The organism is Geodermatophilus sp. DF01-2, from assembly GCF_004571065.1.
Classification (GTDB): domain Bacteria; phylum Actinomycetota; class Actinomycetes; order Mycobacteriales; family Geodermatophilaceae; genus Geodermatophilus.
Genome location: NZ_SPQN01000007.1, coordinates 58,885 through 74,670, shown reverse-complemented (window position 1 = coordinate 74,670; position 15,786 = coordinate 58,885). Strand labels below are relative to the sequence as shown.

Annotated in this window: 16 protein-coding genes; 8 read left to right on the top strand and 8 right to left on the bottom strand. The window is 75.0% G+C overall.

Translation table 11 applies throughout. The features are described 5' to 3' along the window. Positions 1-52 precede the first annotated feature (52 nt). The 3 genes from rsgA to E4P41_RS04140 are packed head-to-tail and all read right to left on the bottom strand — an operon-like array spanning position 53 to position 3,829. Entirely contained in the window at positions 53-1,084 is a 1,032-nt protein-coding gene (gene rsgA, locus E4P41_RS04150; RefSeq protein WP_135139606.1) for a ribosome small subunit-dependent GTPase A, read from the bottom strand. Then, positions 1,054-2,322: a 3-phosphoshikimate 1-carboxyvinyltransferase gene (gene aroA, locus E4P41_RS04145; protein ID WP_135139605.1), complete on the bottom strand. Its 1,269-nt coding sequence runs from the start codon at positions 2,320-2,322 to the stop codon at positions 1,054-1,056. The genes rsgA and aroA overlap by 31 nt, the downstream gene beginning before the upstream one ends. 43 nt (positions 2,323-2,365) lie before the next feature. Next, positions 2,366-3,829, bottom strand: coding sequence for an NAD-dependent succinate-semialdehyde dehydrogenase (locus E4P41_RS04140; RefSeq protein ID WP_135139604.1), 1,464 nt, complete (start codon positions 3,827-3,829; stop codon positions 2,366-2,368). 133 nt (positions 3,830-3,962) lie between these two features. Here E4P41_RS04140 and E4P41_RS04135 point away from each other — a divergent pair, with 133 nt between their 5' ends. Together E4P41_RS04135 and E4P41_RS04130 are read left to right on the top strand one after the other, a co-directional pair. Continuing rightward, positions 3,963-4,709 carry an SOS response-associated peptidase gene (locus E4P41_RS04135; protein ID WP_135139603.1) on the top strand — a complete coding sequence of 249 codons (747 nt, stop codon included), beginning with the start codon at positions 3,963-3,965 and terminating at the stop codon, positions 4,707-4,709. A gap of 1 nt (position 4,710) precedes the next feature. Further along, positions 4,711-6,261, top strand: a complete 1,551-nt coding sequence (locus E4P41_RS04130; RefSeq protein ID WP_135139602.1) for a fused MFS/spermidine synthase — start codon at positions 4,711-4,713, stop codon at positions 6,259-6,261. 123 nt (positions 6,262-6,384) lie between these two features. On the opposite strand, the gene ybaK is transcribed toward E4P41_RS04130, so the two are convergent. Then, on the bottom strand, positions 6,385-6,858 hold the full coding sequence (gene ybaK, locus E4P41_RS04125; protein WP_135139601.1) for a Cys-tRNA(Pro) deacylase: 474 nt from the start codon (positions 6,856-6,858) through the stop codon (positions 6,385-6,387). 385 nt (positions 6,859-7,243) lie between these two features. Here ybaK and E4P41_RS04120 point away from each other — a divergent pair, with 385 nt between their 5' ends. From E4P41_RS04120 to E4P41_RS04105, 4 genes are all read left to right on the top strand, one after another. Next, positions 7,244-7,951, top strand: coding sequence for a sigma-70 family RNA polymerase sigma factor (locus tag E4P41_RS04120; protein ID WP_135139600.1), 708 nt, complete (start codon positions 7,244-7,246; stop codon positions 7,949-7,951). Further along, a complete protein-coding gene (gene rsrA, locus E4P41_RS04115) occupies positions 7,948-8,292 on the top strand; it encodes a mycothiol system anti-sigma-R factor (protein WP_135139599.1) in 345 nt (114 codons plus the stop codon). Before E4P41_RS04120 ends, rsrA begins: the two co-directional genes overlap by 4 nt. A gap of 509 nt (positions 8,293-8,801) precedes the next feature. After that, on the top strand, positions 8,802-9,845 hold the full coding sequence (locus E4P41_RS04110) for a biotin carboxylase N-terminal domain-containing protein (protein WP_135139598.1): 1,044 nt from the start codon (positions 8,802-8,804) through the stop codon (positions 9,843-9,845). Between the two features lie 97 nt (positions 9,846-9,942). Continuing rightward, the gene (locus E4P41_RS04105) at positions 9,943-10,164 is read left to right on the top strand and encodes a biotin/lipoyl-binding carrier protein (protein ID WP_135139597.1); all 222 of its coding nucleotides are present in this window, start codon (positions 9,943-9,945) and stop codon (positions 10,162-10,164) included. An 87-nt stretch (positions 10,165-10,251) separates the two neighbouring features. Here the strand turns inward: E4P41_RS04105 and E4P41_RS04100 are convergent, their stop codons facing one another. Continuing rightward, positions 10,252-10,758 carry a GNAT family N-acetyltransferase gene (locus tag E4P41_RS04100; RefSeq protein WP_135139596.1) on the bottom strand — a complete coding sequence of 169 codons (507 nt, stop codon included), beginning with the start codon at positions 10,756-10,758 and terminating at the stop codon, positions 10,252-10,254. Positions 10,759-10,930: 172 nt separating this feature from the next. On the opposite strand from E4P41_RS04100, the gene E4P41_RS04095 reads away from it, so the two are divergent. After that, positions 10,931-12,427: a PAS domain-containing sensor histidine kinase gene (locus E4P41_RS04095; protein WP_135139595.1), complete on the top strand. Its 1,497-nt coding sequence runs from the start codon at positions 10,931-10,933 to the stop codon at positions 12,425-12,427. 132 nt (positions 12,428-12,559) lie between these two features. Here the strand turns inward: E4P41_RS04095 and E4P41_RS04090 are convergent, their stop codons facing one another. Then, on the bottom strand, positions 12,560-12,811 hold the full coding sequence (locus E4P41_RS04090) for a WhiB family transcriptional regulator (RefSeq protein ID WP_135139594.1): 252 nt from the start codon (positions 12,809-12,811) through the stop codon (positions 12,560-12,562). Positions 12,812-13,226: 415 nt separating this feature from the next. Further along, positions 13,227-14,249: a diacylglycerol kinase family protein gene (locus E4P41_RS04085; RefSeq protein ID WP_135139593.1), complete on the bottom strand. Its 1,023-nt coding sequence runs from the start codon at positions 14,247-14,249 to the stop codon at positions 13,227-13,229. A 123-nt stretch (positions 14,250-14,372) separates the two neighbouring features. On the opposite strand from E4P41_RS04085, the gene E4P41_RS04080 reads away from it, so the two are divergent. Continuing rightward, entirely contained in the window at positions 14,373-14,855 is a 483-nt protein-coding gene (locus tag E4P41_RS04080) for a hypothetical protein (protein WP_135139592.1), read from the top strand. Between the two features lie 64 nt (positions 14,856-14,919). On the opposite strand, the gene E4P41_RS04075 is transcribed toward E4P41_RS04080, so the two are convergent. Further along, positions 14,920-15,702 (bottom strand): HAD-IIA family hydrolase, encoded by a 783-nt coding sequence (locus E4P41_RS04075; RefSeq protein WP_209307534.1) that lies wholly within the window; start codon positions 15,700-15,702, stop codon positions 14,920-14,922. Positions 15,703-15,786: the final 84 nt, after the last annotated feature.

Sequence of the window (15,786 nt, the reverse complement as noted above, 5' to 3'; positions counted from 1 at the left end):
CCTGCAGGGTCCCGCCGCGAGCGTGCGAGCGGTGGGGGGCAGGAGGGTCCTTCTACTGGCCGACGGCGACCAACAGCCGGCGCAGGCTCGCCAGCCGCTCCCGGCGGGCCGGAGGGCCGGCGTCGGCCCAGGCGTCCAGCGCGCAGTCCGGATCCTCGGCCGTGTGACCGCAGCCGGGCGGGCAGTCGACGGCGGCCTCCGCGACGTCGTCGAAGGCGGCGACGACGTCCTCGGCGGTGACGTGCGCCAGGCCGAACGAGCGGATGCCCGGCGTGTCGACGACGGTGCCACCGCCGGGCAGCTCCAGGAGCACCGCCGAGGACGACGTGTGCCGGCCCTTGCCGACCTTCGTCACCTCGCCGGTGGCCCGGTCGGCCTCGGGCACCAGCCGGTTGACCAGGGTCGACTTGCCGACCCCGGACTGTCCGACCAGCACGCTCATCCGCCCGTCCAGCCGGGCCAGCAGGTCGTCGAGCGGGGTCTCGCGCGACATGGGGACGGCGTCGACGTCCAGGCCCGCGTAGCGGTCGAGCAGTGGCTGCGGGCTGGCCAGGTCGGTCTTGGTGAGGCAGAGCAGCGGCTCCAGCCCCCCGGCGTAGGCGGCGACCACGCAGCGGTCGAGGAAGCCCAGCGCCGGCTCGGGGTCGGCGACCGCGGTGACGATCACCAGCTGGTCGGCGTTGGCCACCACGACCCGCTCGGTCGGGTCGGTGTCGTCGGCGGTGCGGCGCAGCGACGTCGCCCGCTCCTCGATGACCACGATGCGGGCGAGGGTGTCCGGCCGGCCGCTGGTGTCGCCGACCAGGCGCACCCGGTCGCCGACGACCACCCCGTGCCGGCCGAGTTCCCGGGCGCGCATGGCGGTCACCTCGACCGGCGTCCCGTCGGGGCCCTCGACGCGGACCGTCATCCGGCCGCGGTCGACGGCGACGACCAACCCGGGGACGGCGTCGGAGTGGCTGGGGCGGGTGCGGGTGCGCGGCCGGGATCCGCGCCGGCTGGGCCGGACCCGGACGTCGTCCTCGTCCGACCGCTCGTCGTGCCGGCGGGGGCTCAGCGCTCGACCCCCAGCATCGCGTTCCACCGCTCGACGAAGTCCGGCAGCGTCTTGCTCACCGCGCCCGGGTCGGTCACCGCGACGCCCTCGACGGCCAGGCCGAGGACGGCGGCGGCGTGCACCATGCGGTGGTCGGCGTAGGAGTCCAGCCGAGCCGGGTGGAGCGCTCCCGGCGTGATCACCAGGCCGTCCGGCAGCTGCTCGACCGTCGCGCCGACCGCGGTGAGCACCTCGTCGAGGGCCTGCAGCCGGTCGGTCTCGTGGCCGCGCAGGTGGCCGACGCCGGTCAGCCGGGAGGTCCCGTCGGCCAGCGCGCACAGCGCGGCCAGCACCGGCGTCAGCTCCCCCACCTCGCCGAGGTCGGCGATCAGCGGCCGGACCGTCCCGGACCCGGTCACCTGCAGCCCGCCGTCCACCCGCTGCACCGACGCACCCATCGCCCCCAGCAGCGCGTCCAGCCGGCCGCCGGGCTGCGTCGTCTCCGCGGGCCAGTCCCGGACCGTCACCCGCCCGCCGGTCAACAGCGCCGCCGCGAGGAAGGGCGCCGCGTTGGACAGGTCCGGCTCGAGCACCTCGTCGCGCGCCGCGACGGAGCCGGGGGCGACCCGCCAGCCCCGTTCGGTGGGGACGACGTCGACGCCCCGCTCGCGCAGCGACTCGACGGTCATCTCCACGTGCGGCATCGACGGGAGGCCGCCGGCGAGGGAGAGGTCGACCCCCTCGTCGAAGCGGGTCGCCGCCAGCAGCAGCCCGGAGACGATCTGCGAGGACTCGCTCGCGTCCACGGTCACCGCACCGCCGGGCACCCGGCCGGCGCCGTGCACGGTGAACGGCGCCCGGCCGCGGCCGTCGTCGTCCACCCGCACGCCGAGGTCGCGCAGCGCCGCGATCAGCCCGGCGTTCGGGCGCTCGTGCAGCCGCGGGTCGCCGTCCACCCGCACCGGGCCGGTGGCCAGCGCGGCGACCGGCGGGAGGAAGCGCAGCACGGTGCCGGCCAGGCCGGCGTCGACCTCGGCGGGGCCGCCCAGCGGACCCGGGGTGACCAGCCAGTCGGTGCCGTCGTCCTCGACCGGCACCCCCAGGGCCCGCAGCGCGGCGGCCATCAGCTCGGTGTCCCGCGCGCGCAGCGGCCGGACCAGCCGGCTCGGGCCGTCGGCGAGCGCGGCCAGGACCAGCGCCCGGGCGGTCAGCGACTTCGACCCGGGCAGGGCCACGACGGCGTCCACCGGCGCGGCGCGGTGCGGCGTCACCCAGACCTCTGTCACAGCACCATCCTGCCGGGTCCGGGACGCCGCACCGCGCGCACGCTCAGCCGCCGGCCGGCTTGTCCGCCTTCTTCACCGGAACGGTGCGGACCAGCCGCCGGTTGGCGAACTCGAACATGGCCAGCTCGGAGAGCTCGCGGCCGTAACCGGATCGCTTCACGCCGCCGAAGGGCAGCTCGGGCGAGGAGCCGGTGGGCTGGTTGATCCAGACCATCCCGGCCTCGAGCCGCTCGGCCACCGAGCGCGCGCGGTCCACGTCGCTGCTCATGACCGTGGCGCCGAGGCCGAAGTCGCTGTCGTTGGCCAGCGCGACGGCCTCCTCGGCGTCCTTCACCTTGTAGACGACGGCCGCGGGGCCGAACAGCTCCTCGCGGAACGCCCGCATCTCCGGGGTGACGTCGGTGAGGATCGTCGCCTCGACGAACGCGCCCGGCTGGTCGGGGCGCCTCCCGCCGGTGACCACCGTGGCGCCCTTGTCGACGGCGTCCTGGATCTGCGCGTGCAGGTCCTGCGCGGCCCGCTCGCTCGACAGCGGGGCCAGCGACGTCGACGGATCGGCCGGATCGCCGGGGGAGAAGGTGGAGAACGCCTGCTTGAGGCCGGCGACGAAGGGCTCGTAGAGCTCCTCGGTGACGATCAGCCGCTTCGACGCGGTGCAGGCCTGGCCGGTGTTCTGCATCCGGCCCATCGTCGCGGCCTTGATCGTGGCGGGCATGTCCTCGGCGTCGAGGACGATGAACGGGTCGCTGCCGCCCAGCTCCAGCACCGACTTCTTGAGGTGCTTGCCGGCCAGGGCGCCGACCGCGCTGCCGGCGCGCTCGCTGCCGGTCAGGGTCACGCCCTGGATGCGCGGGTCGGCGATGACCTGCTCGACGTCGGCGATGCGCAGGAACGTGTTGGTGAAGACGCCCTCGGGCGCACCGGCGTCGGTGAACAGCTGCTCGATGGCCACGGCGCACTGCGGGGTGATCTCCGCGTGCTTCAGGATGACGGTGTTGCCCAGCACCAGGTTCGGGCCAGCCACGCGGACCACCTGGTAGAAGGGGTAGTTCCACGGCTCGATCGCCAGCAGCACGCCGATCGGCCGGGTCTCGACGACCGCCTCGCCCTTGCCCATCAGCGGCTGGATGGACGTCGGTTCGAGGAAGTCGGGGCCGTTGTCGGCGTAGTACTTGAGGATCATCGAGCAGAGGTACAGCTCGCCGGTGGCCTCCTCGCGGCGCTTGCCCATCTCGGTGGTGATGAGGGCGGCGAGGTCGTCGCGGCGTTCGTCCATGAGCTCGGCGGCGCACCGCACGACGGCGGCACGCTCCTCGACCGGGCGGGCGCGCCACTCCTGGTAGGCGGAGTGGGCCCGCCCGATGATCCCGTCGATCTCCTCGGTGGGGGTGAAGGGGAACTCCTTCTCGGTCTCCCCGGTGTACGGGTTGACCGTGGCGTAGCGGCGCTCCGCGGCGTCGCTGGCGGTCTTCGGGTGCTCGGTCGGTGGGTGCTGGGTCGCGGTCACGGGGTGATCCTCGTCTCTCGGCGGCGGGACGTCGAACCCCCTGCCTGCCCGCTCCTATCCGCCGGGAACCGTCGCCGTCCCGGCCTACAGTCGCGGGTGACCGCATCCGTCGGCCCGACCTGGAGGTACCACCGTGTGTGGCCGCTACGCCGCCAGCCGCCGTCCGGAGGACCTCGTCCTGGAGTTCGAGGCCGTCCGGGCCGAGGGGCAACCGGCACTGCCGGCCGACCACAACGTCGCGCCGACCAAGGACGTGCACGTCGTGCGCTGGAAGAAGGAGCGCGACCCCGAGGGGCGCCCCACCGGTGAGGGGCACCGGGAGCTGCGCGTCGTCCGTTGGGGCCTGGTGCCCTCCTGGGCCAAGGACGTCTCGGTGGGCAACCGGATGCTCAACGCGCGCGTCGAGTCGCTGGCAGACAAGCCGGCGTTCCGCTCCGCGGCGCGGTCGCGGCGCTGCCTGGTCCCCGCCGACGGCTGGTACGAGTGGGCCAAGCGGCTCGACGGGCCGGGCAAGCAGCCGTACTTCATCACCCCCGAGGACGGCTCGGTGCTCGCCTTCGCCGGCCTGTGGGAGGTGTGGGGGAGCGGGGAGGACCGTTTCTACACCTGCACCGTGGTGACCGCCCCCGCCGTCGGCGCGCTCACCGAGATCCACGAGCGGATGCCGTTGGTGCTGCCGCCGGAACGCTGGGGGGAGTGGCTCGACCCGGCCCGGGAGGACGTCGAGGCGCTGGCCGCACCCACCCCGCCGGAACTGGTGGAGGGGCTGGAGCTGCGACCGGTGGGCGCCGCGGTGAACAACGTGGCCAACAACGGTCCGGAGCTGGTGGCCCGCGCGGAGTCGGTCAGCCCGCCGGCCGACCAGCCCGCGCTCTTCTGAGGTGGCCGGCACCGAGGAGGCCCTCTCCGCCGCCGAGGACCGGGTCCGCTCCACCGCGCTGCCCGACTGGGTGGCCGTCGTCGTCACCTTCCTGACCTCCGGCGCCGTGCTGGTGATGGAGATCGCCGGGCTACGGTTGATCGCTCCCTACGTCGGCGTCACCCTGCAGACCAACACCGCCGTGATCGGCTTCGCGCTGGCCGCGATCGCGGTGGGGGCGTGGATGGGCGGCGCGCTGGCCGACCGCACCGACCCCCGCCGGCTGATCGCGCCGCTGATGGTCGCCGGCGGCGCGCTCGTCGTCGCCGTCCTGCCGTTGGTGCGCTTCGCCGGGGCGCTGCTGACCGGCGCCGACGCCGGCAGTGTGCTGCTGCTCGCCGCGGTCGCCGTCGTCGTCCCCGCGGCGCTGCTCTCCGCCGTGCCGCCGATGGTGGTCAAGCTGCAGCTGGCCAGCCTCGCCGAGACCGGCTCGGTGGTCGGCCGGCTGTCCGGCATCGGGACCCTCGGCGGGATCGCGGCCACCTTCCTCACCGGCTTCCTGCTCGTCGCGGTGTTCCCGACCAGCGGCATCCTGGTCGGCACCGGGGTGGTCACCGTGCTCGTCGGCGTCGCGGTCGGGGTCCTGCTGCGCCGCCGGGCGGGTGGCGGGGTCGGGCGGGTCCCTCCGGCGCTGCTCCTGCTGGCCGTGGCCGGCACGCTGCTGGCGGCGGTCGCCCCGAGTCGCTGCGAGGCCGAGACCGCCTACCACTGCGCGCGGGTGGTGGCCGACCCCGAGCGGGAGACCGGCCGGGTGCTGATGCTCGACACGCTGCGGCACTCCTACGTCGACCTGGCCGACCCCACGTACCTGGAGTTCGAGTACGTCCGGGCGATCGCCGCGGTGACCGACGCGATGGCCCCTGAGGGCGAGCCCCTGTCCGCCCTGCACCTCGGCGGCGGCGGGGCGACCGTGCCGCGCTACCTCGCCGCGGTCCGGCCGGGCACGTCCAGCCTGGTGCTCGAGGTCGACCCCGGGGTCGTCGAGATGGACCGCGAGCAGCTGGGGCTCGTCGAGTCGGAGCTGCTGCAGGTCGAGGTGACCGATGCGCGGGTGGGGCTGGCGCAGGAGCCGCCCGGGCAACGCGACCTCGTCGTGGGCGACGCCTTCGGCGGGCTTTCGGTGCCCTGGCAGCTGACCACCGTCGAGGCGCTGGAGCTGGTCGACCGGGCCCTCACCGACGACGGAGTCTACGTCGCCAACCTCATCGACCACCCGCCGATGGCCTTCGTCCGGGCCGAGCTGGCCACGCTGCGCGCCGTCTTCCCGCACGTGGCGCTGCTCGCCACGGACGCCGTCCTCGCGGGGGAGGACGGCGGCAACGTCGTCGCCGTCGCCTCGCAGCAGCCCCTCCCGCTCGACGCGATCGGCGCGGCGCTGCGCGACCACGACCTGACCTGGCAGGTGGCCGCGGGCGAGGAGCTGACCGAGTTCATCGGGGACGCCGAGGTGCTCACCGACGACCACGCGCCCGTCGACCAGCTGCTGACCCCGTACGCGGCCCCCGGCTCCTGAACAAGGCCCCTCTGCCCCCCGCCCTCCGCTCGCTGGCCCCGTCCCGGGTCCCGCCCTGAGCCTGCGAAGGGTGGGGAGGACGGGGTCCTTCTGCTGCAGAGGGGCCGCCGAGAGGTCCTTCCGCTAGCGGCCGATCGGGGCCGTGCGGGCGCGGGTGAGCCGCACGAGGTCGGCCGGGGCCAGCTCCACCTGCAGGCCCCGCCGCCCGGCGCTGACCAGGACCGTGGCGAAGCCCAGCGCCGACTCGTCGACGACGGTCGGCAGCGCCCTGCGCTGTCCCAGCGGGCTGATCCCGCCGAGCACGTAACCGGTCGCCCGCTCGGCGTCGGCCGGGTCGGCCATCGCCGCCTTGCGGCAGCCCGTGGCCGTGGCGAGCGCCTTGAGGTCGAGGGTGCCGCTGACCGGGACGACGGCGACGGTGAGCACGCCGTCCACCCGGGCCACCAGGGTCTTGAGCACCTGTCGGGGATCGGCGCCGAGCGCGGCCACCGCGGCCTCGCCGTGCCCCTGGCCGGCAGGGTGCCCGGGGTCGTACGGGTGCAGAGTGTGGGCCACCCGGGCCCGCTCGAGAGCCCGCACCGCGGGGGTCGCCGCCACGGCACCGGAGCCTATGAGGACCCCCTCCTGCCCACCGCTCGCCAGAGGACCCCATCCCCCACCCCTCGTCGCGGACCCCCTGCCCCCACGGCTCGTGCAAGGACCCCGTCCTCCCCACCCCTCGCGGGCTCGGGGCAGGGACCCGGGACGGGGCCGACGGGACCCTGCAGAGGGACGGAGCCCGGGACGGACGAGGTGCCCTGGAGAGGGCCGGTGGGGAATGGGGAGCGCCGCCGGGACGGTTGCACCGCACGTGAGCAACACCCTCTCCACCAGCGCCCGCCAGCGCTCCGCGCTCCGGCGGCCCCCGGGCCGGCCCGATGCCGCGCGGCTAGGATCGTCGGAAGCGGTGGCCCGCCCCCGGGTGCCGCAGAGAGGACGGTCGGTGCCTGAGGAGTCCGCGGACCAGACGCCCGGCGTCGAGCCGGTGGAGTCCGCCGCCGCGACCCCGGTCGAGACCCCCGCGGCGCGGTCGGACGGCAGCCGGGCGGAGGTCGACGAGACGCGGGCCGAGCGCGACGCGCGGTTCGAGCGCGACGCCCTGCCCTTCCTCGACCAGCTGTACCCGGCCGCCCTGCGGATGACCCGCAACCCGGCCGACGCCGAGGACCTCGTGCAGGAGACGTTCGTCAAGGCCTACTCGGCGTTCCACCAGTTCGCCGAGGGCACCAACCTCAAGGCCTGGCTGTACCGGATCCTGACCAACACCTACATCAACAGCTACCGCAAGAGGCAGCGCCAGCCGCAGCAGTACCCGACCGACCAGGTGCAGGACTGGCAGCTCTACGCCGCCGAGGAGCACACCTCCAGCGGCCTGCGGTCGGCCGAGATCGAGGCGCTGGACCACCTTCCGGACTCCGACATCAAGGAGGCCCTCCAGCAGCTGCCGGAGGACTTCCGTCTGGCGGTCTATCTCGCCGACGTCGAGGGCTTCGCCTACAAGGAGATCGCCGAGATCATGGGTACGCCCATCGGCACGGTGATGTCCCGGCTGCACCGCGGTCGTCGCGGCCTGCAGAAGCTGCTCGCCGACTACGCCCGCGAGCGTGGCTTCGTCCGTGCCGGCGCCGGGGAGGAGGCGAGCCGCTCGTGACCAGCGACCAGCGTCCCGGCGGCGGCGAGCCGATCTCGATCGACTCCTGCGACGACGTGCTGTCCCACGTGTTCGAGTTCCTCGACCACGAGACCGACCAGGCCCGGCGCGACGTCATCGCCGAGCACCTCGAGGACTGCTCGGGGTGCCTGCGCCAGTTCGGCATCGAGCAGGAGTTCAAGGCCCTGGTCCGCCGCCGCTGCGGGGGCGACGCGCCGCCGCCTGGTCTGCGCGACCGGATCAAGCTGCAGCTGACCAGCGTCTCCTTCGAGGAGGACGGCACCCAGGTCAGCGTCGAACGGGTCACGATCGAGCGGACGCAGGAGCGCCCCACCGCCTGAAGGACCGTCGCGCGCGAGAGGCCCAGAACCCGTCGGGTTCTGGGCCTCTCGCGTGTACGCCCGTCCCGGACCCGGCCTGCGAGGGGTGGGGAGGACGGGCGGCCTCCTGCAGGATCCCGCCCGGCCCCGTCCAGGGCACCGCCCCGAGCTTGCACAGGGGTGGGGAGGGCGGGGTTCTCTTACGAGTGGCGGGGGCAGGGGGGCTCCCTCAGGCGTTGGGCCGCTTGCCGTGGTTGGCCTTGTTCCCCTTGCGAGAGCGCCGCTTGCGTCCACGCTTGGACATCGCTGCCCTCCTCTCCTCGTCGCTGTTGCAGGCCCGCTGCCGGGCCCCTGGACACCCGCGCAGGTGACCCGGAACGCGTGTAGCGGTGCGACGCCGGGGGACCCGTCGGGCTGAGGCTCCCAGCCTCTCACGGCCCGGCGCGCCGCCGCCTCCCTGTGGCGGTCCGGCGGGGCGAGCGGTCAGGCTGGGAGCCGGAGCACTGACGCTGGGGGAAGGCGGTCGGGACGTGGCGGACGTCGGGATCGAGAGCGTGCTGGTAGCGGGTCGCGGCCCGGCCGCGTGCGCGGTGGTGGCGGCGTGCTCGCGCCTGGACGTGAAGACGGTCGCCGTCCATTCGGAGGCCGACCGCTCCGCCCGCCACGTCCGGCTGGCCGACGACGCGATCCTGCTCGGGCCCGCGCCGGCCGCGGAGTCCTACCTCGCCGTCGACCGCATCGTCGAGGCCGCCAAGCGCAGCGGCGTGGAGGCCGTCCTCCCGGTGCCCCCGGCGCTGGCCGGCAACGCCCGGCTCGCCGGTGCGGTGGTGGCCGCCGGGCTCACCTGGGTCGGACCGTCCGCGGCGGTGCTCGAGCGGCTCGGCGGAGACGGCGTCGAGCCGGCCAGCGAGCGTGGCTTCCTCGCGCTGGTCACCGACGGGGGGCTGCGCTGCACGACGCCGGTCTCCCGCGACCGCGCTGCCGGCATCGCCCGCGTGTCGTGGACCCCCGACGAGCCGGTCGAGCTGCCGTCGGCGGCCAAACGGCTGCCCGAGGTGGGCTGGCGCGGGCTGGTCACCGTCGGCATCGACCCCGACGGCGAGCTCGCCGAGGTGGCGGCCGGGTTCTCCCTCGACATGGCCGTGCTCGAGCGGGCGCACGGCGTGGACGCCGTCGAGCTCGCGCTGCGCAGCGCCGCGGGCAGCTGGGGCGACGACGCCGGGTCGGGCCCGGCCCCGCGGCCGGCGGTCACCGTCCAGTTGCGGTCGACGCTGCCGCCCGGGCAGGACGGCCGGGTCACCGGCCGGCTGCCGCAGTCGGGACGGCGCACCGGCGACGCGCCGGGCATCGAGGTCGTGTCGGTGAGCGGTTACGACCGCGGCGATCGCCTGGACGGCTGGTACGACGCGCTGCTGGCCACCGTGAGCGCCGGGGCTCCCGACACCGCGACGGCGGCCCGCGCCGCGAGCGACGTGCTGAGCGGGCTGGGCGAGACCGGGGTTCCGCACGACGGCCGTGAGGTCTGCGCCGTCCTCGACCGGCTGGCGGCCGGCAACCCGGCCCCGGGGGCGTGAGACTGGTCCCCTCGCCCGCTCGGGGACGCCGAGGAGGGGACCCGGGCGGAGCGCGGTGCATGCCAGGATGGAGCGCAGGTCAGCCAGGGAGGTGCCGGTGGCGGTCGAGGAGATCCACGCCGAGATGGTCTCGAGCGTCTGGAAGGTGCTCGTGCAACCCGGTAGCGAGGTGGCCGCCGGTGACACCCTGGTGATCCTCGAGTCGATGAAGATGGAGATCCCCGTCCTCACCGAGCGGGCCGGCACGGTGCGGGAGTTGCACGTGGTCGAGGGAGAGGTCCTCCAGGAGGGCGACCTCATCGCGACCGTCGACGGCTGACGTTCGTTCGTCGCCCACTGACCGGGTCCGCGCCGGCCACTCGAGGGCGTCCCCGAGCTCGCGAGGAAACCCGGGAGGGGTCCCCTCTCAGAGGTCGATGGCGTACACCATCAGGTCGACGCACGGCGTCGGGCGCCAGTCGCGCTCCGGTAGCCGGGTGAAGCCCAGCCGCTCGTAGAGACGCCGCGCCGCGGTCATGCGCCGGTCGGTGGAGAGCACCATCCGCCGCTTCCCGGCCGCCCGCGCCCGCTCCAGGCAGGCCGTCACCAGCAGCGCGCCGACCCCGCGGCCGTGCACCGCCGGATCGACGACGAGCATCCGGAACGCCGCCTCGTCCTCGGACTCGGTGACCTCGCCGAAGTCGCCCTCCAGCACCAGCGCCACGCTGCCGACCACCCGGCCCTCGTGGTCCCGGGCGACGAGCAGCTCCGCCCGCTCGGCGCGGCCGGCGACGTCGCGCAGCTGTTCGCCGTACCCGGGCGAGGCCAACCCGCCGCCGACGTAGACGTCGAAGGTGAGCTGGGCGATGCGCGGGAAGTCGTCCGGCCGGGCCGGGTCGACGGTCCGGGGGGAGGTACCGGGGGACGAGGACACGGCGACGAGCCTAAGAGGACCCCTCCTCCCCACCTCTCGCCCAGCCGGCCCTCCTGCAGGGGCCCGCCCAGGCCCTGTCCCGGGCACCGCCCCGAGCTCGCGAGGGTGGGGAGGACAGGGTCGTTCCACGGTGGGGAGCAGGAGGGCCCTTTCTCATAGGCTCGGAGCCACCATGAGAAGCCTCTCCGAACGCCTCACCCGAGGCTCGGCCTCGGCGCCCGCGCAGGTCGACCACGCCCGCCGGCTGGTGGCCGACTGGCAGCTGCTGGCCGATCTCTCGTTCGCCGACCTGACCCTGTGGGTGCCGCTGCGCACGGGAGCGTGGTGGTGCGTGGCGCAGGTGCGCCCGCTGACCGCGCCCACGAGCCAGCCCGAGGACCTGGTGGGCTCGGAGGTGGAGGGGCCGGCCGCGGAGCCGTTCGTGGTCGCGCACCGCGAGGGCCGCCCGGTGACCGAGGGAGAGCCGGACTGGTCGGGGAGCACCCCGCGGCGGCGGGAGGTGGTGCCGGTGCGGCACGACGGCGTCGTCGTCGCCGTCCTGGCGCGGGACACCAACCTGGCGGTGACCCGGTCGCCGTCCACCCTGGAGCTCACCTACCTCGACATCGCCGCCGACCTGTGCCTCATGGTCTCGGCCGGCACCTTCCCACCCCAGAAGCCGCTGGACGCCGAGCTGAGCCCCCGCGTGGGCGACGGGCTGGTGCGGCTGGACGCCGACGGCCGGGCCGTCTACGCCAGCCCCAACGCGCTGTCGGCGTACCGCCGGCTGGGGGTCACCGGGGACGTCGTCGGCGCCGACCTGGCGCGGCTCACGCGCGACGCCGCCGCCGACCGGGTCGCGGGCGAGGCGGTCGGGTCCGGCATCCGGGCGGCGGTGGCCGGCCGCTTCCCCGACCCGACGGACGTCGAGAGCGTCGCGGCCACGCTGCTGGTGCGGGCGCTGCCGCTGCAGGCGCCGGGTGCCGAGCAGGGGGCGCTGGTGCTGGTACGTGACGTCACCGACGTCCGCCGGCGGGACCGCGCGCTGCTGACCAAGGACGCCACCATCCGGGAGATCCACCACCGGGTGAAGAACAACCTGCAGACGGTGGCTGCGCTGCTGCGGCTCCAGGCGCGCCGGCTGACCGAGCCCGCCGCCCGTGAGGCGCTGGAGGAGTCGGTCCGCCGGGTGTCGTCGATCGCGGTGGTGCACGAGACCCTGGCGGGCAGCCGGGAGGACGTGGTGGACGTCGACGACGTCCTCGACCGGGTGTTGCCGATGTTGGGGGACCTGACCTCGGTCGGCCCGGCGGCGCGGACCCGGCGGGTCGGCCAGTTCGGCGAGCTGCCGGCGGTGGCCGCGACCCCGCTGGTGCTGGTGGTCACCGAGCTGCTGCACAACGCCGCCGAGCACGCCTTCCCCGACGGCAGCCCGGGCAGCATCGAGCTGGTGGCCGAGCGGGACGGCGACGACCTCGTCGTCCGGGTGCGCGACGACGGCCGGGGCCTCCCGCAGGACTTCGGGCCGTCCGCGGGCGACGGCCTGGGGCTGCAGATCGTGCGCACGCTGGTCGCCAGCGAGCTCGGCGGCAGCCTCACCATGACCAGCCCGCCCTCCCCGCCCACGGACGGCCGCACCGGCACCGAGGTGGTCATCACCCTCCCCGGCGCAGGAAGACTCCGGAGGTAGAGCAGCGAGACGGTCGGGCCCAGCGACGGCCGGGGACGGCACTCGGCCGGTAGGCCGACAGTGCCATCGCAACGCAGCGGGGTCGGTCCAGACCTCGCTGGACCGACCCCGCTGCGTCGTGGTGCGGTGTGCTCAGGCGGTGCGGACGCGGGTGCGGGCCTGACGCCGCTTGAGGGCGCGCCGCTCGTCCTCGGACAACCCGCCCCAGACACCGGAGTCCTGCCCCGAGCGCAGTGCCCAGTCCAGGCACGACTCCACCACGGGGCAGCGCCGGCACACACCCTTGGCCTGCTCGATCTGCACGAGGGCCGGACCGCTCGTCCCGATGGGGAAGAACAGTTCCGGATCCTCGTCGCGGCAGAGCGCGCGGTGGCGCCAGTCCATGGCCGTGTTCTCCTCGATGTCGTCTACGGTGTGGTGCAGTCGTCGCCGGCCTCGGACCGATCCGCAGGCCGGCACCGGGGTGACCAGCGCCATGGCACAGCGACTTCATGCATGTATTACCGACAGGTTGCTTTCTCCCGCGATGTTTTCACGGCGAGGTCGTCTGTCAAGCAGAACGAGGGCATCGGTCGACCCCTCGTGAGCAAGCTCACCACGGGCATGCTAGGGCCGCCACTCGACCAGACGGCCTGCCCCGCGCGCTGCGTTGACAATCACCTCGCCGCGTGCCTGAAACCGCAGGTCACACCCCGCTTACGAGACCGGGCGGTCCTCCGACCTCGGGCGACGGTGCCCCCGGATCGCCCGCCTCGGTCCGCTCCTCGCCGGCCGGCGCTCGCCGATGCTCCCGCGGGCGTCAGGCGACGACCGCGAGCGCGGAGGGGACGCTGCGCACCCGCAGCCCGGTCGCCGTCCCCAGGTGGTCGCCGTCGAGCTGCCAGCCCTGCGGGCGGCCCGCGGTCAGCGTGAGCTCGCCCAGGTCGTGCCACCGGTGCACCCCGCGGCCGCGGACGTCGGGCCGGGCGGCGAACACCTCCCGCACGTGGTGCAGCATCCGGAACACCCCCGTGCGGCCCAGCGCGAAGACGTCCAGCCCGCTGTCGAACGAGGCGTCCGGGGTGGGGTTGACCGCCCGGGCACCCAGGTACGTCCACGGCGAGACGTTCGAGACCAGGCACAGGAACACCCCGTCGAGGGCCGGCTCCTCGGGCAGCTGCACCGTCATCGCCGGGTCCCGGCGCTCGCGGCCGAGCACGAAGGCGCCGGTCGCCTCCAGGACGTAGAGCAGTCCGGTCGAGCGGCGCCCGCGGGCGCGGCGGGTCTCGACCCGGCCGATGACGTCGGCGTCGAAGCCGAGGCCGGCGGAGAAGACGAACCAGCGCGGTTCGGTCCACTCGGGGTGGGCGTCGGCCGCCGCGTCGGCCGCCGCCTGTGCCAGGGCGGGGTCGGGGAGGCGCGCGGGCGTGCGGCTGGCGCCCCGTGCGCTCGCCGTCCCGAGCGAGATCCGCCGGATGCGGCCGGCGCGCAGCGAGTCCAGGATCTCCGCGGCCGCGGCGAGCGGATCCCGGGAGCGGCCGAGGGCGCGGGAGAAGACGTTCGTCGACCCGCCGGGCACCACGGCGAGGGGCGGGACGTGCTCGCCCGGGCCGTCGTGCAGCAGCCCGTTGACCACCTCGTTGACCGTGCCGTCGCCGCCGAGGGTGACGACGACGTCGACGCCCTCGGCGCAGGCCTTGCGGGCCAGTTCGCAGCCGTGGCCGCGGTGGGTCGTCTCGGCGAGATCCACCTCGAGCTCACCGGCGAGGGTGGCGAGCACCCGATCGCGCACGCCGCGGTTGGTCGTCGTCGCCGCGGGGTTGGCCACCACGAGCGCACGCATGCAGCCAGGCTAGCCAGCGCGGCGGCCCGTCCCGGTGCTGGCGTGCGGCGGGCGCGCGGAGGAGGACCGGAGCGTCCGGCGGGACACCGGCCGGCGGAACGGCCGGCGCGTACCCTTCCGGCCGTGACGGAGGACCCCGGAGCCCCGCCCTCGCGGCACCGCCGACGGGCCGAGCGGCTGCTCGGTGGCGCCGCCGAGCCGGCGACCCCGCGGCACGCCCGCGGGCGTGCGGCGGCGCCACCCGTGGTGCGCCGGGCCGCGCTGGTCGCGGCCGTCGAGGCGACGGCGCTGGCCCTGGTCGCGCTCTGGCTGCTCTACCTCACGTTCACCTCGACCCCTGACAGCGTCAGCCGCGCGCTGGCGGAGGTCGTCTACGTGGGCTTCTTCGCCGTCCTGCTGGGCGCCGCCGCGGTGGGGCTGTGGCGGGTCTCGCCCTGGGCCCGCGCACCGGTCGTCTGCCTGCAGCTGCTGCTGGGGCTCTTCGGCTACTACTCGGCGTTCGAATGGGGTGGCGCGTGGGTCGGCGTCCCGGTCCTGGTGCTGGTCGCGACCGAGCTGTACCTGCTGGCGACCCCCGAGGCCCGGCTGGCCTTCCTGGAGCGCTGAGCTGGGAAAGGACCCCGCGTCCCCCCATCCCTCGCGAGCTCGGGCGGGGCCCTGACGCGGGGCCTCAGACCAGCTCGACGACGTCGGCGATCGAGTCCAGCACGCGGCCCGGCCGGAACGGGAAGCGGGCCACGTCGGCGGCCCGGGTGGAGCCGGTGAGGACGAGGATGGTGTCCAGGCCGGCCTCGATTCCCGCGACGACGTCGGTGTCCATGCGATCGCCGACCATGACGGTGGACTCCGAGTGCGCCTCGATCCGGTTCATGGCGCTGCGGAACATCATCGGGTTGGGCTTGCCGACGAAGTAGGGCTCGGCGTCGGTGGCGCGGGTGATCATCGCCGCCACCGAGCCGGTGGCCGGGAGCGGGCCCTCGGGGGAGGGGCCGGTGACGTCGGGGTTGGTCGCGATGAACCGTGCTCCGGCGCCGACCAGCCGGATCGCCCGGGTGATCGCCTCGAAGGAATAGGTGCGGGTCTCCCCGAGGACGACGTAGTCCGGGTCGGTGTCGGTGAGCGTGTAGCCGGCCTCGTAGAGCGCGGTGGTCAGGCCGGCCTCGCCGATGACGTAGGCCGAGCCGCCGGGCAGCTGGGTGGACAGGAAGTCGGCGGTGGCCAGCGCCGAGGTCCAGATCGACTCCTCGGGCACCTGCAGGCCCGAGCGGGCCAGCCGCGCGGCGAGGTCCCTCGGCGTGAAGATCGAGTTGTTCGTGAGGACGAGGAAGCGTCGTCCGGCCTCGGTCAGGCGCTGCAGGAACTCCGCGGCGCCAGGCAGCGCCAGGCCCTCGTGCACCAGGACGCCGTCCATGTCGGTCAGCCAGCACTCTGGTCGCTTGCGCTCGATCGTCACACGCACGTCCTCGGGCTCGGGGGCGCTCAGGGCCAGGTGGGCAGCACCTCCGCACCGTAGTGTCCGGCCGGCGTGGCGACCCGG